General features: G+C 72.5%; 15 protein-coding genes. 9 read left to right on the top strand and 6 right to left on the bottom strand.

The window, feature by feature from the left end; translation table 11 throughout:
- Positions 1-255: 255 nt before the first annotated feature.
- The 3 genes from BOQ63_RS36195 (at position 256) to BOQ63_RS36205 (ending at position 1,775) form a co-directional block, all read left to right on the top strand.
- Positions 256-567: a hypothetical protein gene (locus tag BOQ63_RS36195; RefSeq protein WP_030283473.1), complete on the top strand. Its 312-nt coding sequence runs from the start codon at positions 256-258 to the stop codon at positions 565-567.
- Positions 564-1,139 (top strand): acyl-CoA thioesterase, encoded by a 576-nt coding sequence (locus BOQ63_RS36200; protein WP_072655666.1) that lies wholly within the window; start codon positions 564-566, stop codon positions 1,137-1,139. Before BOQ63_RS36195 ends, BOQ63_RS36200 begins: the two co-directional genes overlap by 4 nt.
- Positions 1,140-1,379: 240 nt before the next feature.
- Positions 1,380-1,775, top strand: a complete 396-nt coding sequence (locus BOQ63_RS36205) for a DUF2267 domain-containing protein (RefSeq protein WP_030283477.1) — start codon at positions 1,380-1,382, stop codon at positions 1,773-1,775.
- 170 nt (positions 1,776-1,945) lie between these two features.
- On the opposite strand, the gene BOQ63_RS36210 is transcribed toward BOQ63_RS36205, so the two are convergent.
- The 6 genes from BOQ63_RS36210 to BOQ63_RS36235 all read right to left on the bottom strand — a co-directional run bounded on the left by BOQ63_RS36210 (position 1,946) and on the right by BOQ63_RS36235 (position 10,657).
- On the bottom strand, positions 1,946-2,878 hold the full coding sequence (locus BOQ63_RS36210; protein WP_150476242.1) for an ROK family protein: 933 nt from the start codon (positions 2,876-2,878) through the stop codon (positions 1,946-1,948).
- Positions 2,879-3,008: 130 nt separating this feature from the next.
- Positions 3,009-6,050, bottom strand: a complete 3,042-nt coding sequence (locus BOQ63_RS36215; protein WP_072655668.1) for an alpha-mannosidase — start codon at positions 6,048-6,050, stop codon at positions 3,009-3,011.
- Positions 6,051-6,088: 38 nt separating this feature from the next.
- Positions 6,089-7,354 carry a glycoside hydrolase 5 family protein gene (locus BOQ63_RS36220; protein WP_150476243.1) on the bottom strand — a complete coding sequence of 422 codons (1,266 nt, stop codon included), beginning with the start codon at positions 7,352-7,354 and terminating at the stop codon, positions 6,089-6,091.
- A 41-nt stretch (positions 7,355-7,395) separates the two neighbouring features.
- Positions 7,396-8,310 carry a carbohydrate ABC transporter permease gene (locus BOQ63_RS36225; RefSeq protein ID WP_079183898.1) on the bottom strand — a complete coding sequence of 305 codons (915 nt, stop codon included), beginning with the start codon at positions 8,308-8,310 and terminating at the stop codon, positions 7,396-7,398.
- Between the two features lie 3 nt (positions 8,311-8,313).
- Positions 8,314-9,186: a carbohydrate ABC transporter permease gene (locus BOQ63_RS36230; protein ID WP_030283487.1), complete on the bottom strand. Its 873-nt coding sequence runs from the start codon at positions 9,184-9,186 to the stop codon at positions 8,314-8,316.
- Between the two features lie 181 nt (positions 9,187-9,367).
- Complete coding sequence (locus BOQ63_RS36235; RefSeq protein WP_072655670.1) at positions 9,368-10,657, bottom strand: ABC transporter substrate-binding protein; 1,290 nt, start codon at positions 10,655-10,657, stop codon at positions 9,368-9,370.
- Positions 10,658-10,825: 168 nt separating this feature from the next.
- On the opposite strand from BOQ63_RS36235, the gene BOQ63_RS36240 reads away from it, so the two are divergent.
- The 6 genes from BOQ63_RS36240 to BOQ63_RS36265 all read left to right on the top strand — a co-directional run bounded on the left by BOQ63_RS36240 (position 10,826) and on the right by BOQ63_RS36265 (position 21,443).
- Positions 10,826-11,890, top strand: a complete 1,065-nt coding sequence (locus BOQ63_RS36240; RefSeq protein ID WP_046386844.1) for a LacI family DNA-binding transcriptional regulator — start codon at positions 10,826-10,828, stop codon at positions 11,888-11,890.
- 173 nt (positions 11,891-12,063) lie between these two features.
- Complete coding sequence (locus BOQ63_RS36245; RefSeq protein WP_072655671.1) at positions 12,064-14,520, top strand: endo-beta-N-acetylglucosaminidase; 2,457 nt, start codon at positions 12,064-12,066, stop codon at positions 14,518-14,520.
- Positions 14,521-14,567: 47 nt separating this feature from the next.
- Complete coding sequence (locus BOQ63_RS36250) at positions 14,568-18,812, top strand: glycoside hydrolase family 38 N-terminal domain-containing protein (RefSeq protein WP_072655672.1); 4,245 nt, start codon at positions 14,568-14,570, stop codon at positions 18,810-18,812.
- The gene (locus tag BOQ63_RS36255) at positions 18,809-19,576 is read left to right on the top strand and encodes a DUF7158 domain-containing protein (protein ID WP_030283498.1); all 768 of its coding nucleotides are present in this window, start codon (positions 18,809-18,811) and stop codon (positions 19,574-19,576) included. The genes BOQ63_RS36250 and BOQ63_RS36255 overlap by 4 nt, the downstream gene beginning before the upstream one ends.
- A gap of 159 nt (positions 19,577-19,735) precedes the next feature.
- Positions 19,736-20,437: an ATP-binding protein gene (locus BOQ63_RS36260; protein WP_223886136.1), complete on the top strand. Its 702-nt coding sequence runs from the start codon at positions 19,736-19,738 to the stop codon at positions 20,435-20,437.
- A 241-nt stretch (positions 20,438-20,678) separates the two neighbouring features.
- Positions 20,679-21,443, top strand: coding sequence for an alpha/beta hydrolase family protein (locus BOQ63_RS36265; RefSeq protein ID WP_030283503.1), 765 nt, complete (start codon positions 20,679-20,681; stop codon positions 21,441-21,443).
- Positions 21,444-21,484 lie beyond the last annotated feature (41 nt).

Raw genomic sequence — 21,484 nt, forward strand, 5'->3', positions numbered from 1 at the left:
CGGGCAGTAGTCGATCTTGCTCGGCGGGTCGGCGATACCACCCGTTCTGCTTACCGCGTTCGGCTGACGGGGCATATTGTGTACTCCCGCAAACTACTCCGATGGAAGTCAGTTTCCCGTCACCGTCCGAAAACCTTCTGCGGACCCGCGTCGACTGGGATAGCGTCGATGGCGTCGGGGGGCCGGCACCGATCGCGGTGTATTCGAACGTCAGTTACCGGGCCGTAACGGCCCGAATTGGTCCTGGAGAAAAGAATGCGGAACTCACCGGAGGAGATCCGGTCGGACGTCGTCGACGACCTGCAGCTCGCAGTCGAATCGTTGGCGGCCTTTCCGGCCCGAAACGCGGCCGGTGCGGCCGATGTCACCGAACGTCTGGCCGCGGTCGCCGAACTCTGCCGGTCGGTCGACGTGGCGCTCGACAGCCTGGTCGTCCAGGCGGCCGCCGAAGCCGCCGAGGAGGGTTGGACGGCCGCCCGGATGGCGGCCGAACACTCCGGCTACTACGCCAGGTTGCAGCGGGCACTGCTCCCCGCCGGGGCCGGCGCCGGGCTGACGCAGCAGTGAGCGCGCTGTACCCGGGCGTGCACGTGCTGTCGTGCCCCACCCGGTGGAGCGACGTCGACGAGAACGGGCACATCAACAACGCCCGGCTGGTCGGCTACATCCAGGAGGGGATTTACGACCTGTTCTGCCACCACGCGACCGCCGTGCGGGAATCCCTGTTCCCCTCCGGGTTCATTATCGCCCGGCACGAGATCGATTATCTGGAACAGCTGCACCACCGCCCCGAGCCATTGTCGGTACGGTTGACCGTGGAACGCATCGGGCGGAGTTCCGCCCATGTCGAGGTGAATGTCTGTCGCGAGCCGCTCACCTTTATGCGGGCGCGGACCGTGGTGGTCGCGCGGGACCGGGAATCCGGTCGCTCGCGCAAACTCAGCCAGAGCGAGCGGCGCTTTCTGTCGGCGTTTATGTCGGACCCGGCCGTCGGCCGGGTGCCGGACCCGACGCGTCGCGACACCGTGGTCGCCGTCGCGCAGGCGATGGCGCCGGCCCAGCGGACGGCGGCTCGTTCCGGTGCGGGGGTGGGTGCGTCGCGCGGCTCGCGCAGAAGAGTGCGCGCCTCGGTGGGCTGACCTGGGGGTTCCCGCGCAGGTGACGGTGCGGGCCGGCGGCGTGGTCGACAACGGCGTCGATCCGTCCGACCGGTCCCGGTCCACGCCCGGGCAGTGGTCCCGGCCCGGCCGGACCGCAGTACGCTGAGCAGCACGGGAACCGGTACGTCCCCCGGCGGTCACGGGCTGCGACGCGGCAGGCCCCACCGACCATCGACCGCCGCTGCCCGGTCCGGTTCCGCCGACCGGAAGGAGAACACGATGACCATCTCCTGGGAGGACTTCCTCGCCCGCGTCGTGGAGCGCGGTGAGTACCGGGGCGAGGCGGAGGCGGACCACGCCGCCCGGGTCGTGCTCGGCCTGCTGGGCGAGCACCTGGTGGGCGCGGAGCGGCTGGCCCTCGCCGACGCGCTGCCCGGGACGTACGCCTCGCTGCTCCGGGACGCCCAGCCGGCCGCCGAGCCACTGACCGCCGAGCGCTTCGTGGAGGCGGTGGTCGGCTGGATCGACGGGGCGACGCCGGCGACGGCGCAGTGGGACATCGGGGCGGTGCTCAGCACCGTGGCCGACCTCGTCCCGGGGGAGCTGATCGACCAGGTGATCGAGCAACTGCCCGACGGCTACGACCTGCTGTTCGGGCACCCGCTGCCGGCCTGAGCCGGGCGGACGCCGCTGCCGGACCCGGCCGCCCTCGCGAGGCACGGTCAACCCGGTGCAGGAGCCTGCCGATCGGTCCGCCTCCGGGCCGACGGCCGGCAGCTGCCGTGCGGCGCCGCGGCGGCCCGCCAAGTCGCCCCGCGGCCCGTACGGCCCGGGACCGGCAGGGCTCAGCGGCAGAGCGCGGCCGCGCCGATCAGCCCGGCGTCGGTGCCGAGTTCGGCGCGGCGCACGTCCAGCCCGCGGACGTACGAGAGGGCGGCGTAGCAGCCCAGATGGCGGGCGAGCGGGGCGAACAGCACCTCCCCGGCGGCGGCGACGCCGCCGCCGACCACCACCCGGTGGAGGTCGACCAGGGCGGCCGTCGCGGCGATCCCGGCGGCCAGCGCCTGGGCGGCCCGGTCGAAGGAGGCCAGCGCGACCGGGTCGCCCCCGGCGGCCGCCACGGCCACCGCGCGGGCGGTGCGGTCCTCGCCCGGCGGCCGCCAGCCGTCGGCGAGTGCCCGGCGGGCGATCGCGGTGCCGCTGGCCAGGCCCTCCAGGCAGCCGCGGGAGCCGCACGGGCAGGGCTCGCCGTCCAGGTCGACGGTGATGTGGCCGAGGTGCCCGGCGTTGCCGCTCGGGCCGGGCCGGACGGCCCCGTCCAGCACCAGCCCGGCGCCGACGCCGGTGGACACCACCAGGCAGAGCGCGTTGTCGGCGCCCCGGGCCGCACCCTGCCAGTGCTCGGCGGCGGCCATCGCCACGCCGTCCCCGGCGAGCCGGACGGGCAGGTAGCGGGCGGCCACCGCCGGGTGCGCGGTGACCTCGGCGACCAGCGGGAAGCCGCGCCAGCCGGGGATGTTGACCGGACTGACGGTGCCGTCGGCCAGGTCGACCGGGCCGGCGCTGCCGATGCCGACGGCCGTTACGGCGGACCAGTCGGGCGTACCGGCGAGCTGGTCCAGAACCTTGTGCACGACGGCGAGCACGGCCGCGCCGGGTTCGGTTGCCGGTGTGGGCAGTTGGAGCCGGTGCCGCAGCCGTCCGTCGCCGTCGACCAGTGCCCCGGCGATCTTGGTGCCGCCGATGTCGACCGCGGCGAACAGAGGGGTGAGCGGCATGGCGGGCTCCAGGAGGGTCGCAGGGGCGGCGCCCCGGCCGCGCGGGGCCGGGGCGCCTTTACCGTACGTCGGTCGGCGGGCCGGCCGACCGACGGGTCGGGTACGCCGGTCGACGGGCCGGGTCCGTCGGTCAGCGGGCCGCGCTCAGCCGCAGGGTGACCAGCTCGAACGGGCGCAGGGCCAGCCGCACCGCGCCGTCCTCGACCGACACCTCGCCGCGGGTGCCGTCCCAGGGCCGCTCCAGCAGGTCGCAGGGGACGGCACCCGCCAGTGGGAAGGAGGTGGTGAGCCGGCCGCGGGCTCGGCCGCCGCCCGCCTCGTAGACCCGGACGACCAGGTCGCCGCTGCGGTCGTCGGCGAGCTTGACCGCGCTGACCACCAGGGCGTCGTTGTCCAGTTCGACCAGCGGCGCGACGCGCTCGGCGGTCCCGGTGACCCGCCGCTCGGGCAGCCCGATCCGGTAGCCCTCGCGGACGGCGTCGCCGATTGCCGCGCCGGGCACCAGCGCGTGCCGGAAGCGGTGCGCGCCCTGGTCGGTCCTCGGGTCGGGGAAGCGCGGGGCGCGCAGCAGCGAGAAGCGGACCGTGGTGGTGGTCCCGCCGTCGGCCGGGCGCACGGTGCGGGTGACGTCGTGGCCGTAGGTGGAGGCGGTCACCAGCGCCACGCCCCAGCCGGGCTCCTCCAGGTGGACGAAGCGGTGGTTGCAGGCCTCGAACTTGGCGGCGTCCCAGCTGGTGTTGGTGTGGGTGGGCCGGTGGAGGTGGCCGAACTGGGTCTCGGCGGCGTAGCGCTCGGTGTGGATGTCCAGTGGGAACGCGGCCTTGAGGAACTTCTCGGTCTCGTGCCAGTCGACCTCGGTGTCGATGTCGAGGCGCTGCTCGCCGGCCCGCAGGGTGAGGGTCTGGACGACGGTGGAGGAGCCGAAGGAGCGGGCGACGCGGACAGCTGCGCTGCCGGCGGAGGCGGCGGCGGTGAGGGAGTCCACGCCGGTCAGGTCGGTGACGGTGTTGCGGTAGAACCGGTCGACGTCCCAGGCGTCCCACATGTTGGGGAAGTCGGGGTGCAGCTGCAGCAGGTTGGCGCGGCTGCCGGGGGCGACGGCCTCCCGGCCGCTGGACAGTTCGACCACCGAGCTGATCAGGCCGTCCGCGCCGACGGTGACCTCCAGCAGGCCGTTGCCCAGGGTGAAGCCGCCCTCGGGCCGCTCGGCCACCGTGCACTCCGCCGCCGCGGGGGCCACCACGGCCGCCCCGCCCGCCGGGACGGCCGAGCGGGTGTGCGGCGCCGCGTTGAACACCAGCTCGCGCCCGCCCCCGGACGCCCCGGCCAGCGCCTGCTGGGCGGCGCCGATCAGCCCCTCCAGCTCCTCCGCCAGGGCCGCGTACGTGGCCTCCGCCTCGCGGTGCACCCAGGCGATCGAGGAGCCGGGCAGGATGTCGTGGAACTGGTGCAGCAGCACGGTCTTCCAGATCCGGTCCAGCTGCTCGTAGGGATACGTCGCGCCGGTGCGCAACGCGGCGGTGGAGCACCAGAGTTCGGCCTCGCGCAGCAGGTTCTCGCTGCGCCGGTTGCCCTGCTTGGTCCTCGCCTGGCTGGTCAGGGTGGCCCGGTGGAGTTCGAGGTAGAGCTCGCCGACCCAGACCGGCGGGTCCGGGTACTCGGCCTCGGCCTTTGCGAAGAACTCGGCGGGCTTCTCCCAGCGGACGGTGGCCGAACCCTCCAGGTCGCGCAGCCGGGCGGCCTTGGCGACCATCTCACGGGTCGTCCCGCCGCCGCCGTCACCCCAGCCGGTCGGCGCGAGAGAGTGCCGGGCCATCCCCTTGTCCTTGAAGTTCTTTGCGGCGTGGGCGATTTCGCTGCCCTTCATGGAGCAGTTGTAGGTGTCCACGGGCGGGAAGTGGGTGAAGATGCGGGTCCCGTCGATGCCCTCCCAGAGGAAGGTGTGGTGCGGGAACCTGTTCACCTGGCTCCACGAGATCTTCTGGGTCAGCAGCCACTTGGAGCCCGCGTTGCGGATGATCTGCGGCAGGCCGCCGGTGAAGCCGAAGGTGTCCGGCAGCCAGGCCTCGTGGTTCTCGATCCCGAACTCCTCCAGGAAGAACCGCTTGCCGTGCACGAACTGGCGGGCCATCGCCTCCGAACCCGGCATGTTGGTGTCGGACTCGACCCACATTCCGCCGGCCGGTACGAACCGGCCCTCGGCCACCGCCTTGCGGACCCGCGCGTACACCTCGGGGCGGTGCTCCTTGATCCAGGCGTACTGCTGCGCCTGGGACATGGTGTAGAGGAAGTCCGGCTCGTCCTCCAGCAGCGCGGTCATGTTGGCGGTGGTGCGGGCCACCTTGCGCACCGTCTCGCGCAGCGGCCACAGCCAGGCCGAGTCGATGTGGGCGTGGCCGATCGCGCTGATCCGGTGCGCGGACGGCACGGCGGGCGCGGCGAGCACTGCCGTGAGCTCGGAACGGGCGGCCGCTGCCGTGCCGTTGACGTCCTGGAGGTCGATCGCGTCCAGGGCCCGTTCCACCGCGCGCAGCACCTCCCAGCGGCGGGCGCCGTCCACCGGCAGTTCGGCCATCAGCTCGCCGAGCACCTCCAGGTCGAGCGCCAGCTGCCAGACCGTGTCGTCGAAGACCGCGAGGTCCATCCGGGCCAGGCTGTACCGGGGCCGGCTCCCGGCCGTCTCCCGGTCGCCCAACTCGGTGGGCAGGAAGGGGTGGTAGTCCAGGATGACCGGGTTGGCGGCGGCCTCGACGTGCAGCAGCACCTGCTCGCCGCCTGCCGCCGGGGCGGCGATCCGCACCCACTGGTTGCGCGGATTGAGCCCCTTCACCGGGCTCCCGTCCGGGCGGTAGACCAGGCCCTCGCACTGGAAGCCGGGCATGTTGGCGTCGAAGCCGAGGTCGATCAGCGCCTCGACCGTCCGGCCCGCCCATGCCTCGGGCACGGTGCCGGAGACGGTCAGCCAGCTGGTGCCCCAGGGCGCTCCCCAGGCGTCACCCACCGCGATCGGGGTCCGCGGGGCGGCCAGGCCCTCGGCGACCGGGACGGGCTCGCCGGGGGCGGTCCAGATGCCGACCTCCAGCGGGACGGACTCGGGGTAGACCGCCGGGAGGATGCGCTCCTCCAGGACGCGCTTGAGGCGGGACTCGACGAGGGTGCGGTCATCGTGCATGTCGGCAGGCTCCGTTGCGTGGCGAGGGACAGCGCTGACTAGAGAGAACGTACGTCGGAGGGGCGGACCACCTCGGTGATGCCGCGCGCGGCCAGGTGCGCCCGGTCCCCGGCGCGTTCGGCGAGCACGGTGGTCGGCCGGGCGCCGGCCTCGGCGAGGTGCATGAAGGCCTCGTACACCGGGCCGCCGGGGCCGCAGACCGCCCGGCGGGGCGAGGTGACCTCGTCCCCGGTGGCGACCACCACGGCGGTGCTGCGCGGCTGGGGCGGCTGCCAGTCGCGGCGGGCCTCGGCGACGGCTCCGGCGAGCCGGGCGCCGGCCGGCTTGACCGCCCGCTCGGTGGTCAACAGGCCGAGGCTGTACTCCAGTTCGGGGAAGTCGGCGAGCGAGCGGTCCACGTCGTGGGAGCACCACCAGGTGACGCCCCAGAGGTCCGGGCAGTCCAGTACGGCGTCGACGGTGGCGCCGGTGAACCGGGCCGCGTCCTCGGCGGTGATGTGCGGCGCGGGCGCGCCGACCTCCTGCAGCCAGACCGGGCGGCCCGGGTCGTCGGCCCAGGCCTTGGACAGCTCGACCAGGTACGCGGCGTGCTGGGCGGTGGCGGTGGAGTGGGGGCCGTAGCGCTGGGCGGTGCCGTTGAACACCCAGGAGTGCACGGCGGTGGCGGCGCCCAGGCGGGCCGAGTGCCAGGGCGTGAACGGGTGCCCGTCCAGGTACCAGGCCGCGTCGTACGAGGCGTGCAGGTGCAGCCGTCCGGGCGCGCCCCGCTCGCAGGCGGCGAGCATCCGGCGCAGCCAGGCCTCGGCCTCGGCGGGGGTGACCTCGTCCGGGTCGGGGTGCGGGCCGCCGGAGAACTGGTTGATCTCGTTGCCGAGCGTCATCCCGAGGAAGTTCGGCCGCTCGCGCAGCGCCCCGGCGAGGGTGCGCAGGTAGGCGGCCTGGCCGTCGAGGACCTCGGGGTCGGTGAAGATGTTGCGGCGGTGCCAGGTCCGCGTCCAGGACGGCAGGAAGTCGAAGCTGGACAGGTGGCCCTGGAGGCCGTCCACCGCGACGTCCAGGCCGCGTTCGCCGGCCGCGTCCACCAGGGCCGTCAGCTGTCCGACGGCGCGCGGGCGGATCAGCGTGCGGTTGGGCTGGAACAGCGGCCAGAGCGGGAAGACCCGGACGTGGTCCAGGCCGAGGGCGGCGATGGAGTCGAAGTCGGCGCGCACGGCGTCGAGGTCGAAGTCGAGCCAGTGGTGGAACCAGCCGGCGCTGGGGGTGTAGTTGACGCCGAAACGCGGAGCCTGCGGAGTGGTGGTCACGGGGGCTTCCTCAACTGGGCGGTGGCGTAGGGGAGGTGGGCTCATCCCTTGACGGCTCCCTCCTCGACGCCCTTGAAGAAGAAGCGCTGGCAGAGGGCGAACACCACGACGATCGGCAGGAAGGCGATCATGGTGCCGGCCGCGATCAGCCGGGGGTTGGCGGAGAAGGTGCCGTCGAGGTACTGGAGCCCGACGGTGAGGGTGTACTTCTGCGGGTCGTTGAGCACGATCAGCGGCCAGAGGAAGTCGTCCCAGGCGCCGATGAAGGTGAAGATGACGATCACGCTGAGCATGCCGCGCACGTTCGGCAGGCCGATGTGCCACAGCCGCTGCCAGACGCCGGCGCCGTCGACCAGCGCGGCCTGGTCCAACTCGGCGGGCACGGCGGCGAAGGCGGTGCGCATCAGCAGCACGTTGAGCATGGCGATCGCCCCGGGCAGGGAGACACCGAGCAGGTTGTCGGCCAGGCCGAGGCCGCGCACCAGCACGTACTGGGAGACGATGGTGACCTCGCCGGGCAGCACCAGGGTGGCCAGGAACAGGCCGAGGACCAGCTTGGCGCCGCGGAAGCGCAGCCGGGCCAGGGCGAAGCCGGCCAGGGTGCAGCCGACCACGTTGCCGGTGATGCAGACGGCGGCGACGATCACCGAGTTGAGGGCGTAGGTCCACACCGGGATGGCGTCGGCGACCTGGCCGTAGTTGCCGATGGTGGGATGGTCGGGCAGGAAGCTCGGGGTGCGGGAGTAGACGTCCTCGGTGGCGCCCTTGAGGGAGGTGGACAGCTGCCACAGGAAGGGGCCGGTCACCAGGAGCAGGACGAGGACGAGCAGCAGGTAGCGGGCCGCGGTCCGGGCGGGGGAGGGGGTGTTGAAGCCGCGTGCCGGCTTCGTGCGAGCGGGCTTGGTGCGAGCGCGCTCGGTACCGGCGGTGGCTCCGGGTTCGCGGGCGGTGGTCACGGGTCAGGCCGCCTTCCGGTTCAGCCGCAGCAGGAACAGCATCGGGCCGAGGGTGACGACGAACAGCAGCAGGCTGAGCGCGGACGCGTAGCCCAGGTGGCCGTTGAAGCCGCGGCTGTACATCTGGATCAGCATCACCACCGACATGTCGCGACCGCCGGGGCCGCCCAGGCCGTTGGAGAGCACGTAGAGCTCGGAGAAGACGCGCAGCGAACTCACCGAGATGAGGGCGGAGATCAGCACCATGGTCGGGCGCACCCCCGGGAGGGTGACGTGCCGGAAGCGGCTCAGCGGGCCCGCGCCGTCCACGGCCGCCGCCTCGTGCAGTTCGCGCGGGACGTTGGCGAGGGCGGACAGGTAGATGACCATGTAGTAGCCCAGGCCCTTCCAGACGGTCAGGGCGATCGCGCTGAACAGCAGCAGCCAGCGGTCGGTGAGGAAGGGGACCGGGGAGCGGCTGAGGCCGCTCTGCCCGAGCAGGCCGTTGACCAGCCCCCGGTCGTCCAGCACCCAGCCCCAGATCAGCGCCACCACGACGGCGGAGGCGATCACCGGGGTGTAGAAGGCGGTGCGGAAGAAGGTGATGCCGGGGATGCGGCGCTGGACGAGCAGGGCGAGCAGCAGGGGGAGGACGGTGAGGAGGGGGAGGCAGACCAGCATGAAGACGATGCTGTTGAGCAGGGCGTCGGCGAGCTGGGCGTCGTCGAGCAGGCGGCCGTAGTTCTCCAGGCCGGTGAACCGGCCGCCGCCGATGGGCTTGGCGTTGGTGAAGGAGAGGATCACCGTGTTGACGGCCGGCCAGAGGTTGAAGACGGCCAGCCAGAGTATCGCGGGCCCGGCGAGCAGCCAGGGGGTGAACCATCGCCGGTGGGTCATGCTGTCGCCTTCCTGGGGCGGGGCCGTCCGGTGGCCGGGGAGGTGCGGACCGCGTGGGGGCCTCGGGCGGTACGGGCCGGGAGCGGTACGGGCCCGGGACCCGGGGTCGGGTCGTTCCCCGGGAGCGGCGGGTGCGGGGAGGCCCGCCGCTTCGCCGGTAGGGGCTCCGGGAGTGGTGGGGTCAGCCCTTGAGGAGCTTGTCGCACTGCGCGACGGCCGTGTCCAGGGCCTGCTTGGAACTGCTCCGGCCGCTGATGGCGAGGGCGAACTGCTGCTTGACGACGGTGCCCATGGCGTCGTCCACCTCGACCGGCTGGATCAGCTTGGCCTTGGCGAGCGAGTCGAAGGCGATCACCTTGGCGTCGCCCGCGTTGGTGCCGTCGCTCCTGCTGAAGAACGGGTCGTTCGCGGAAGCCTTGGTGGACGGGAAGACGCTGGTCAGGTGGGCGAAGGCGGCCTGGTTCTCGGGGCTGGTGACCCAGCGGGCGAGGGCGACCGCGGCGGCCGGGTTCTTGGTGCTCTTGGGGATGGACAGGCCCTGGACGTACAGCGGCGGGGTGCCCATCGCGGGGGAGGCGACGACCTTCGGCGCGAGGGTGGGATTGTCGGTGGCGAGGCTGGTGATGTAGTTGCCCCCGCCGGTGGTCCAGGCCACGGTGCCGGCGCTGAAGAGCTTGGAGTTGCCGGCGTAGGTGTCGGTGAGCACCCCGTTCGGCATCAGGCCCTCCTTGAAGGCGTCGCGGTACCTGTCGAGCAAGGCGGCGGCTTCCGGGGTGTTGAAGGTGAAGGACTTGCCGTCGTCGGCCGTGATCTTCACGCCGATGTCGTACAGGTCGCCGAGGCCGGGTTTGCGGCTCATCAGGTAGTCCTGGCCGCCGGACTTCTCCTTCATCACCCGGGCCTGGGCGATGAGTTCGTCGAGGCTGGTCGGGGGCTTCTTCGGGTCCAGGCCGTCCTTCCCGAGGAGGTCGGAATTCCAGTAGTCCACATCGGTGTTGAGGTACCAGGGGTAGCCGAAGGTGCCCTGGTAGCCGTTGTAGCGGTAGGCCTCCACGCCGCCGGCCACGTACTCGTCGGGGAGCTTGGGGTCGGCCTTGGCGACGTCCAGCAGGACGTCCTTCTTGGCGAGCGGAAAGGCGAAGTCCGGCGGGAGGTTGACCACGTCGGGCAGGGTGCCGGAGGCGGCCTGGCTGAGCACCTTGTCGGAGTAGCCCTCGCCGGGCTGGTCCAGCCAGTCGACCTCGACTCCGGGGTACTTCTTCTTGAAGCCGTCGATCACGCCCTGCATGTAGTCGGTGAACTTCGGTTTGAGCGCCCAGGTCTGGATCGAGACCTTGCCCTTGACCTCGCCGGTGGCGGCCGCACTCGCCACGCTGTCGCTGTTCTTGCTGTCTCCGGCGCCGAGTCCGCAGCCGGTGAGGGCCGCGGCGGTGAGGGCCGTCGTCGTCAGTGCCGCCCAGATTCTTCGCATGAGGGTCTCCCGGTCCTGCGGGTGGGTGGGGATCGCGCCGAGCTCGGGGGTGGGTGGGTGGGTTCTTCGGTCGGGTCGTGTTTCGGAGACGACTACTAAACCGGTCTAGCTCTGGCAGGGACTATGCTCCGGCCTAAACTTGGCTGTCAAGAGAAGGAGTCGGATTCCGTGGGCAGACCGACGATCGCCGACATCGCGCGCCGGGCCGGGGTCTCCAAGGGCGCGGTCTCCTTCGCGCTCAACGGCCGACCGGGCGTCAGCGAGGAGACCAGGGAGCGGATCCTGCGGGTCGCCGAGGAGATGAACTGGCGGCCCCACCACGCCGCTCGCGCCCTCGGCGGAGCCCGGTCCGACGCCGTCGGCCTGGTGATCGCCCGCCCCGCCCGCACCATCGGCGTCGAGCCGTTCTTCAGCCACCTGCTCTCCGGGCTGCAGGCGGTGCTCTCGGCCAGCTCGGTGGCGCTGCACCTGATGGTCGTCGAGGACACCGCCGCCGAGATCGAGGTCTACCGGCGCTGGGCCTCCGAGCACCGGGTCGACGGCTTCGTCGTGGTGGACCTGCAGGTCAGGGACCCGCGACTGCCGGTGCTGGACGAACTCGGGCTGCCCGCCGTCGTCCTCGGCGGCCCCGGCAAGGGCGGCAACCAGCTGCGGATCTGGGCCGACGACCGGGAGGCGATGCTCTCCATCGTCGACTACCTGGCCGCCATCGGGCACCGCCGGATCGCCCACCTCGCCGGGCTGCCGCACTTCCAGCACACCCAGCGGCGGATCCGTGCGCTGCGCGACGCCTCGCGCCGGCTCGGGCTGGAGGCGGTGTCGGTGCCCACCGACTTCAGCGACGCCGAGGGCGCGGCGGCCACCCGTACGCTGCTCTCCAGGGCCGGGCGGCCCACCGCGATCGTCTACGACAGCGACGTGATGGCCGTCGCCGGGCTCGGCGTGGCGGGGGAGATGGGCGTCGCGGTGCCCGGGGAGCTGTCCATCGTCTCCTTCGACGACTCGGTGCTCGCCCGGATCGTCCACCCGCCGCTGACCGCGCTCAGCCGGGACACCTTCGCGCTCGGGGAGCAGGTCGCGCGCAGCCTGCTGGAGGCGGTGGAAGGAGCCGGGCCCGGGCGGGACCTGCAGATGCCCACGCCCCGGCTGACCGTACGGGAGTCCACCTCGCCGCCGTCACCGGTGGGTGTGGTTGCTGCGCGATTCGTTGACACGGGTTCTGAACCGGTTTAGCCTCGCTGCGCCGAGGGGGGTCCGGCCCGCGCACCGCTCGCTGTCATGTTCGCTGCACTCTGCTGCACTCCTGCTGCATTCCCCTCGATGAGCACCGCCACGCCCACATGCACCCGGGCCTGCCGCTGCCGGTGGGTCCGGCCCCACCCACTCCGCTCGATCGGAGCCACCGCATGTCCAGACGCCTCCCCCTGCTGCTCAGCGCCGCGCTCGCGACGGCCGCGCTGGGCGTCGTACCGGCTGCCCATGCCGCTCCTGCCGCTCCGGTTGCGGCCCCGCCGGCTGCCGCCGCCCCCGGGAACCAGCCCTACGCCTCGTACTGGTACCCCGGCACCATCCTCAACTGGGACCCGGCCACCGACCCGGACGCCCGGTTCAACCGCTCCCGCGTCCCGCTCCGGCCGCGCACCAGCGACCCGGCCCTGGCGGCCAACCCCAACGCCCGGCCGGGCGAAGGGAAGATCGCCTCGCTGGTGTCCTTCGCCCCCACCTCCAACAACCCCTCCCAGGGCTCCGCCGACCCCAACTACTACGCCTTCGGCTACTGGCAGTACGTCGACAAGCTGGTGTTCTGGGGAGGCTCCGCCGGTGAGGGCCTGATCCTCGCGCCGAATCCGACCGTGATCGACGCCGCCCACCGCAACGGCGTCAAGGTCTACGGCACCGTCTTCTTCCCGCCCGCCGCGTACGGCGGCCGACTCCAGTGGGTGCGCGACTTCGTCCAGAAGACCGGCGACCACTACCCCGTCGCCGACAAGCTGGTGCAGGCCGCCCAGTACTACGGCTTCGACGGCTGGTTCGTCAACCAGGAGACCGGCGGCGGCGATTCGGGCCTCGCGACCGAGGTGCGCAACCTGATGCAGTACACCAGGGCGAAGAGCGGCACGGAGTTCATGTGGTACGACGCGATGACCACCTCGGGCGCCGTCGACTGGCAGGACGCCCTCACCTCCGCCAACTCGCCCTTCCTCCAGGACGGTCCGAAGCGCACCTCGGACTCGATGTTCCTCAACTTCGGCTGGACGGCCCCCGGTCTGGACTCCTCCCGCGTCCTGGCCCGTCAACTCGGCCGCAGCGAGTACGACCTGTACTCCGGCATCGACACCGAGGCGAACGGCTACAACACCTCCGTCGACTGGAACACCCTCTTCCCGGCCGGTCGGCCGCACACCACCTCGCTCGGCCTCTACCGCCCGGAGTGGACCTGGAAGTCCGCCACCGACCGCGCCGACTTCTACGCCAAGGACGCGCGCTACTGGGTCGGCGCCAACAACGACCCGTCCGACACCGACCTCTCCAGCAGCTGGCCGGGCCTGGCGGGCTACGTCGCCGAGTCCTCGCCGATCACCGCCAAGCCCTTCGTCACCAACTTCGACACCGGCCAGGGTGACTTCTACAACGCGGCCGGCACCCGGGTCGCCACCGGCGGCTGGAACAACCTCTCGCTGCAGGACGTCCCGCCGACCTACCGATGGGTGGTCGACTCCACCGGCAGCAAGCTCAGTCCGTCGATCGACTTCACCGACTCCTACCAGGGAGGCTCCTCACTGCGGCTGAGCGGCACCCTGGACTCCACCAACACCGTGCGGCTCTACCAGACCAGCCTGCCGGTCGCCGCGAACACCAGGCTCGACCTGGTGGTCAAGACCCCGGCCGCCGGCCCGACCAGGCTGAAGGCGGCGGTTTCCTTCACCGACACCCCGGGCAGCTTCACCACCGTGGACGTCGGGGACAACGCCGGGACGGGCTGGGAGCGGCACACCCTCGACCTCTCCCGGTACGCGGGCCGGACCATCTCCCAGCTCGCGCTGCAGGTGGACGGCACCTCGGACCCGGACCCGGCCTACGACCTGCGCCTCGGCCAAGTCGCACTCCACGACGGCGCGGTGGAGAAACCGGCGGCACCGGGCGGGCTGACCGTCCTCGGCGCGAGCGACGTGACCGCGGGCGCCAGCCAGTCGCTGCGGCTCTCCTGGACGGCCGCGCCCGGCGGCAACGTCCACCACTACGAGGTGTACCGGCGCAACGCGGACGGCAGCCGCACCTTCCTTGGGGCCACGCCCAACGACGCCTACTTCGTCGGACGGCTCGACCGGGCGGGCGGGGAGACCAGTACGACGCTGGACGTCGAGGCGGTGTCCACCACCTACGGCCACTCCAACGTCGCTTCCACGGTCGTGGGTTGGGGCGGTACGTCACCTGCTTCCACCAATCTGGCGCTGAACCGCCCCGCCACCGCCTCCGGCCAGTGCAACGCCGACGAAGGCCCGGCCAAGGCCGTCAACGGCAGCGTCAGCGGCGGAACCAGCGACAAGTGGTGCACCCTCACCTCCGCCAAGTGGCTGGAGGTGGACCTCGGTTCGGCGAAGAAGCTGGACAGGTTCGTGGTCAAGCACGCCCAGGCGGGTGGCGAGAGCGCCTCCTACAACACCCGTGACTTCTCCATCCAGGTCCGCTCCAGGTCCACCGACCCCTGGACGACGGCCGCCAGCGTGACCGGCAACACCGCGGCCACCACCACCCATCCGGTGAGCACCACCGCCCGCTACGTCCGGCTGGTCGTCACCCGGCCCACCCAGGCGAGCGATCCGGCCGCCCGTATCTACGAGTTCGAGGCCTGGGGCCAGTAGGCCTCGGCCCCGGCCCCGGCGGCACTCCGAGGAAAGGACCAACCCCCGTGCCGGTCACCACCATCACCGCCGTCGAGAGCACCGACCTCTTCGTCGGCCCCGAGGACGCCCCGCGCCAGGTGCTGCGGGTGACCCTCGAGGGCCCGGCCGCCCGGATCACCGTCAGCGGAACGGGCGTCCGAGGCGAGGCGACCGGCACGGGGCCGGTCGACGTTCCCCTGGAGATCACCGCCGCCTCGCCGGGGGACCGAGTTCCCTTGACCGTACGGGCATCGACCAGTGAGGAGCCGGCCGTCCTCGAGGTCGCGGAGCCCGGCTGGACGATGCACCTGGTCTCCCACTTCCACTACGACCCGGTGTGGTGGAACACCCAGGCCGCCTACACCTCCCCCTGGGAACTGCTCTCCGCCGACGCCACCACCCGGCCGCTCTGGGAGCGCAACGGCTTCGCCCTCGTGGACGCCCACCTGGACCTCGCACTGCGGGACCCGGTGTACAAGTTCGTGCTCGCCGAAGTCGACTACCTGAAGCCGTACTTCGACCAGCACCCGGAGCGCCGCGAAACGCTCCGCCTGCTGCTGGAGCGCGGGCAGGTGGAGCTCGTCGGCGGCACCTACAACGAGCCCAACACCAACCTCACGGGTGCCGAGACGACCATCCGCAACATCGTCTACGGCATCGGCTACCAGCGTGACATCCTCGGCGGTGACCCGCAGACCGCCTGGCAGCTCGACGTGTTCGGGCACGACCCGCAGTTCCCCGGCCACCTCGCCGCGGCCGGCCTCACCGGCAGCGCCTGGGCCCGCGGCCCGTTCCACCAGTGGGGACCGATCCAGAAGAACTTCCGCGAGGCCAAGGACGACGCCCGGGTGATGCAGTTCCCGAGCGAGTTCGAGTGGATCGCGCCCGGCGGGGCGGGCGTGCTCACCCACTACATGCCCCACCACTACTCGGCCGGCTGGTGGATGGACTCCTCCCCGGACCTCGCCACCGCCGAGCAGGCCGTGTACGAGCTGTACCGCAAGCTCAAGCCGGTCGGGGCGACGAAGAACCTGCTGCTGCCGGTGGGGACGGACTACACCCCGCCGAACAAGTGGGTCACCGAGATCCACCGCTCCTGGGCCGCCAAGTACCTGTGGCCGCGCTTCGTGTGTGCCACCCCGCGCGACTTCCTGGACGCCGTCCGGGCCGAACTCGACGCCACCGGCGGCCGACCGAGCCCGCAGACCCGCGACATGAACCCGGTGTACACCGGCAAGGACGTCTCGTACATCGACACCAAGCAGGCCCAACGCGCGGGCGAGGTCGCGGCGGTGGACGCGGAGAAGCTCGCGGCGCTCGCCGCCGTGAACGGACTCGGGCGCTACCCCGGGGCCGCGCTCGACAAGGTGTGGCGCCAACTCGCCTACGGCGCGCACCATGACGCGATCACCGGCTCGGAGTCGGACCAGGTCTACCTGGACCTGCTGGGCGGCTGGCGGGAGGCGTACGACCTGGCGTCGGCCGTCCGGGAGTCGGCGCTGGACGCGCTGACGGCACGGATCTCGACGGTGGGTGTCGGGTCGGCGGTGGGTAGCTCTGCGGCGGGCCTCGGGTCGGCGGTGGTGGTGACCAACACGCTCTCCTTCGACCGGACGGACCTGGTGGCCGTCGAACTCCCCCACGGGTTGCGGTCGGCGCGGGTGCTGGACAAGACGGGCACGCCCGTGCCGAGCGCCGTCGACCGGGGGACGCTGCGCTTCCTCGCCGAGGACGTCCCCGCGCTCGGCTGGCGTACCTGGTGGCTGGTGGACGGCTCTGCCGACCCGGCGTGGACGGCCGCCGAGGGTGCGGTGATCACCAACGGGCGGTACCGGGTGACGGCCGAACCGGCGCGCGGCGGCGGCCTCAGCTCGGTGTACGACCGGCTGCACGAAAGGGAGTTGATCCAGGAAGGCCGCCTCGGCAACGAACTGCGGGTGTACGAGGAGTACCCGCAGCACCCGGACTTCGGCGAGGGCCCCTGGCACCTGGTGCCGAGCGGCCCGGTGCTCGGCTCGGGCGCCGTGGCCGGGGAGGTCCGGAGGGAGACCGGACCGCTCGGTGAGCGGCTGGTGATCGGGGGGACGGTCGACGGCGTCCGCTACGAGCAGACGGTCACGCTGTGGCGCGGCCTGGACCGGGTGGACTGCCGGACCAGGCTCGTCGACTACTCCGGCGCCGACCGGCTCCTGCGGCTGCGCTTCCCGGTCGACGTGCCGGGCGGGCTGCCGGTCAGTGAGGTCGCCGGAGCGGTCATCGGGCGCGGCTTCGCGATGCCGGACGTCGACTCGGCGCAGGCGCCCTGGACCCTGGACAATCCGGCCAACACCTGGTTCGGCCTGGGCGCCACCGCCCGGGCCGTGCTCACCGACGCGGCGGGGAAGGTGACCGGCGCCCGGGCACTCGGGGTCGCCGAGGTCGTCGTGCCCTCCCTGGACGACTCGGCCGACGCCCGCCCGCTGGTGGTCGCGCTCGCTCGGGTCGGGGTCACCGCCACCACCTCGGGGGCGGACTGGGCCCGGTACGGCTGGCTCGACGTCGACTCCAACCTGCCGGACTTCCGGATCGTCGTGGGTGGACCGGAGGACAACGAGGCCGCACAGGAGTTGATCGATCGGGCGGGAGAGGAGTACGGGGCGGTCCTGAAGGCGCACGGCGCGGTGTGGGTGCCGGCCCTGACGCCGCTCGCCGAGGTGTGGCGGCCGGACGCCGACCTGCGGGACCTGCGCGCCCTGCCGGCGCTGGTCGTCTCCGACGTACCGGCCCTGGTGGACGACCTCGCGGACGCGCGGATCACCGCCGTCTGCCCTTCTCCGGTCCCGGACCGACTCGCCGACCACACCGTGGCGTTGCTCAGCTTCGGCCTGCCCGGCTTCGCGGTGGACACCACCGGTGCGCTGCACCTTTCGCTGATGCGCTCCTGCACCGGCTGGCCGTCCGGCGTCTGGATCGACCCGCCCCGGCGTACCCTGCCGGACGGTGCTTCCTTCCAACTGCAGCACTGGACCCATGAGTTCAGCTACGCGCTGGTCGGCGGCGACGGCGACTGGCGGGCGCAGACCCTGCCCGCCCGGGGGCAGGAGTTCAACCACCCGCTCTACGCGAGGGTCGTGGAGACCCAGGAGGGGCCGCTGCCGGCCACCCTGTCCTGGCTGCGGGTCGAGCCCCAGCGCGAGGTGCTGCTGGGCGCGCTCAAGCCGGCCGGGAACCCGATCGCCCACGGCTCGGCCGCGCCCGATCTCAGCGACCGCGCGGCCGGCGGCGACCTCACCGTCCGGCTGGTCGAGTCCACCGGTCTCGGGCGGACGGCCCGCCTCGGCGGCGCGCTCGGGCTGGACGGAGTGCGGCCGGCCGACCTGCTGGAACGCCCGCTCGGGGAGGCGGCCGAGATCCTGGACCTCGCCGGTTCCCAGATCGCCACGCTGCTGGCGACTCCTGCGGTCCCCGCGCTGGCCGCCCCGGCCGACGGGCCCGTGCTCGGCCCGGTCGCCGAACCCGCCCAGCCCGTCCACGCCCGCTACTGGCTGCACAACCGGGGCCCGGCCCCGTTCGGCTACCTGCCGGTGTCGGTCGGTGCCTCGCCGGGGCTGTTGCGGACGGCGGGGGAGGCGGTGACCTTCTCGGTCGCCCTCTCCTCGCAGCTCCGCGACGCCGCCGTCGAGGGCACGGCCGTCGTCCTCCCGCCCGAGGGCTGGACGACCGGCCTCGGCAGCCGCCCGTACCGCCTGGAGCCCGGCGGCCACCTGCGCTTCGCGGTCACCCTCACCCCGCCGGCGGACGCCGAGAGCGGGCTGCACTTCGCCGCCGTCCGGATCGAGCACGACGGCCAGCAGATCGAGGACGTGGTCACGATCGCGGTCGGCGACCTGCCCGAGCTGCTGCCCGTCCCCGGGGACACCCCCGAGGACTGGACCGCCGCCCAGGGCACCAAGGCCGTGACCGCGCGGGACACCGGCCTGTCCGTGGACGTCACCGCCGAGTCCCTGCACCTGGCCCCCGGCGGCCGCACCAGCCTCGGCCTCACCCTCACCAACCGGACGCGCGGCGAGATCCGGGGCGAGCTCCAGCTGGTCTCCCCCTGGGGCACCTGGGAGGCGGTCGCCGACCCGGTCCGCGGCTTCACCGTCCCGGCCGAGGCCTCCGTGACCGTCGACTTCGCCGTCGCCGCCCCCGAGTCCATGGACCCCGGCGCGTACTGGGCGCTGGCCAAGGTCATGTGGTTCGGCCGCTGCCAGTACGCCCCGACCGTCGCCCTGGTGGTGGAAGCATGATCCTCGGCCTGCTCGACGGGCGCCCCCTGCCCCGCACCGCCCTCGACGAGCGCCTCGCCGCCCTCCGGAACGGTCCACGCTCCACCGCCCTGCCCCGGCCGGGAAGTTCGGAGGACCGCCAGCTCATCAGGTGGGTCGCCCAGGTGCTGCTGACCGAGGCCCTCTGCGAGGCGGTCGCCGCGGAACGCGAGCTGCCCGTCACCGCGTCCGTCGCCGCGTCCGGCACCGCATCTGTCGCCGCGTCCGCTACCGCACCCGGCCCTGCGTCCGTTACCGCACCCGGCCCCGCCCGGCTCGACCAGCAGGCCGCCGTCGAACTCGGCTCCATCACCGCGGCCGCCTACGAGGGCAGCGCAGCCGTCCGCGCCGTCTACGACTCCGTGACCGCCGAGGTCGAGCCCTCACCGGCCGACGTCGCCCACTACCGCGCGCTGACCGGCCGCCCACCGGTCACCCGCTGGCACCTCGTCCTCCCCGACGGCACCTTCGAGGCCGACCCCGACACCCTCCCGACGGCCCTCGCCGAAGCCCTCCGCACCGCCCCACCCGGCGAGTGGGTCACCGTCGGCCCCTGGACGGCCCTGCTCCTCGCCACCCTCGCCATCCCCCAGGACCCCGACCCGGCGCCGGCACTCCGGGACGCTGCCCGCCGCGTCGCCTTCGTCCGCTGGCTCGACCGCGAACGTGCCCAACGCCTCACCCTGGTCGAAGGGTTGGAACACCCGGGAGACCCTGCCCAGCCCGACAACCACCACCGCCACTGAGCGGAGGGTGCCGCCGCTCGCATTCGCCGCCGCTCGCCTCCGCTCGCCCCCGCGAATTCCGTTCCACCGCGAACCTCGCGGGTGGGAAGCTGCAGCCTGCTCGACCGATGGACGGCAACGCGGCGCCGAGTACCGCGCCACGGCATCAGGGAGGCCCGCATGGCTGACTACTTCCCGTACCGCATCGTGACCGGGAAAGGGGACTTGACGCTGATCTGGCGGCCAGGAGAGGGCGACGCCCCCGATGTGCTCCTCGTCGACGAACGCGGAAAGCTCCTTGCGTTCGAGGAGCTCGCGCCGCTGCAGGAGTACTGCGATCGCAAGGGCTGGGAACTCACCTGGGAGGGCGAGGGCACCCTCGAACTGCGCCGCGTGCGGCGGTGGGTCGAACATCCGGAGCTCGGCCCGGCCGCGGAGGGCCAGCTGCTGGACGCGTGGAACTTCTTCGAAGACCTCTCCCGCAGCGTGAAGGCCGGACCGACCCTTCCCGGCCAGGGACCGATCCACGACAGCGCCTACGAAAAGCTCTTCGGCGGCGCAGCCCTCGACCCGACCGCGGGGGAGGACGCCTGGACGGAGGAGGAGACCGCAGCCGTCCGCGAACTCCTCCGGGCGGGACTGGACCTCTGGGAACACGCCGCGCACGGGCCCGGATCCGGCACGAGCACGGTGGTGCTGATGTGCGGCCCGCCGGGGTCGGGCAAGACCACCTACGCGCTGGACCTGGTGCGCCGCCTCGCGGTGCGGAACGGCGAGGACGGCGCGAACGCCGTCACCGTGGACCGGCCGCTGTTCGACCGCTACCTGGCCGACTTCCAGACACCGGAGGGAGAGGGTGAACAGGTCGTCGTGCAGGCCTGATCCTGCGGCCCTTCGCTCCGTGGGGCGGAGGGCCGCAGGGGCGGCTCGTGGGGACATAAATGGGTGGAAGAGCCGGAGATCCAGCTGATAGCTTCTCAATCGACCGTGACACAACCCGAGGAGGTGAGACCCGTGAACGCTGTACCGATACGGGTGCTCCCCCTTGCCGTCACGACTGGCGATTGATGTAGATCTCGCCGGGAGCGCCCCTTCGACAAGACACTCTCGAAGGGCAACTGCCATGAACGCTTTCCTTCTCACCGCCGAGTCCACCACCGACGGAATCGTCGAACGCGATTTCACCGTCAACGGCGTCCCCGGCGTCCTCTGGTCCCCCGAGTCCGGTGCGGACCGCGCGCCCCTCGTCCTTCAGGCCCATGGGGGCGGCAACCACAAGAAGCACCCCGCGATGTCCGGCCGGGCCGCGCACCTGGTGCGCGACTGCGGGTACCACGTGGCCGTCCTCGACGCGCCCGGTCACGGTGACCGCCCGCGCACCGAGCACGACGAGCGGGAGACAGCCGCCCTGTTCGCGGCCCGGGCGGCCGGTGAGCCGGAGGGGCCGATCGTGGTCCGCTACAACGACCACCTGGCCAAGCTCGCCGTGCCCGAGTACCGGGCGCTGCTGGACGCCCTCCAGCAGCTGCCGGAGATCGGAACGGACGGCCCGGTCGGCTTCTGGGGCATCAACATGGGCACCGCGATCGGCGTTCCGTTCGTGGCCGCCGAGCCCCGGATCACGGCCGCGGTGTTCGGCCAGCACTGGCCCCACGTGCTGGCCGAGTACGCGAAGCGGATCACCGTTCCCGTCGAGTTCGACCTCCAGTGGGACGACGAGCACATATCCCGAGAGGAGGGTCTGGCGCTCTTCGAGGCCTTCGCCTCGGCGGAGAAGTCCCTGCACGTGAACTCGGGCAAGCACAAGGAGCTGCCGCGCTTCGAGGTCGACAGTGCGGTCCGGTTCTTCGCCCGGCACCTCGGCCGGGCGGTGAACGCGTCGGCCTGACGCGCGGTCCGCAGGTCCGGTGGGCAGCACGCGCCAGTATC

Source organism: Streptomyces viridifaciens (assembly GCF_001888885.2).
Classification (GTDB): Bacteria; Actinomycetota; Actinomycetes; order Streptomycetales; family Streptomycetaceae; genus Kitasatospora; species Kitasatospora aureofaciens.

Coding starts and splice junctions, on each gene's coding strand:
- BOQ63_RS36195 (WP_030283473.1), top strand. CDS start 256: ATGCGGAACTCACCGGAGGAGATCCGGTCGGACGTCGTCGACGACCTG.
- BOQ63_RS36205 (WP_030283477.1), top strand. CDS start 1,380: ATGACCATCTCCTGGGAGGACTTCCTCGCCCGCGTCGTGGAGCGCGGT.
- BOQ63_RS36210 (WP_150476242.1), bottom strand. CDS start 2,878: ATGCCGCTCACCCCTCTGTTCGCCGCGGTCGACATCGGCGGCACCAAG.
- BOQ63_RS36215 (WP_072655668.1), bottom strand. CDS start 6,050: ATGCACGATGACCGCACCCTCGTCGAGTCCCGCCTCAAGCGCGTCCTG.
- BOQ63_RS36230 (WP_030283487.1), bottom strand. CDS start 9,186: ATGACCCACCGGCGATGGTTCACCCCCTGGCTGCTCGCCGGGCCCGCG.
- BOQ63_RS36235 (WP_072655670.1), bottom strand. CDS start 10,657: ATGCGAAGAATCTGGGCGGCACTGACGACGACGGCCCTCACCGCCGCG.
- BOQ63_RS36245 (WP_072655671.1), top strand. CDS start 12,064: ATGTCCAGACGCCTCCCCCTGCTGCTCAGCGCCGCGCTCGCGACGGCC.
- BOQ63_RS36255 (WP_030283498.1), top strand. CDS start 18,809: ATGATCCTCGGCCTGCTCGACGGGCGCCCCCTGCCCCGCACCGCCCTC.
- BOQ63_RS36260 (WP_223886136.1), top strand. CDS start 19,736: ATGGCTGACTACTTCCCGTACCGCATCGTGACCGGGAAAGGGGACTTG.
- BOQ63_RS36265 (WP_030283503.1), top strand. CDS start 20,679: ATGAACGCTTTCCTTCTCACCGCCGAGTCCACCACCGACGGAATCGTC.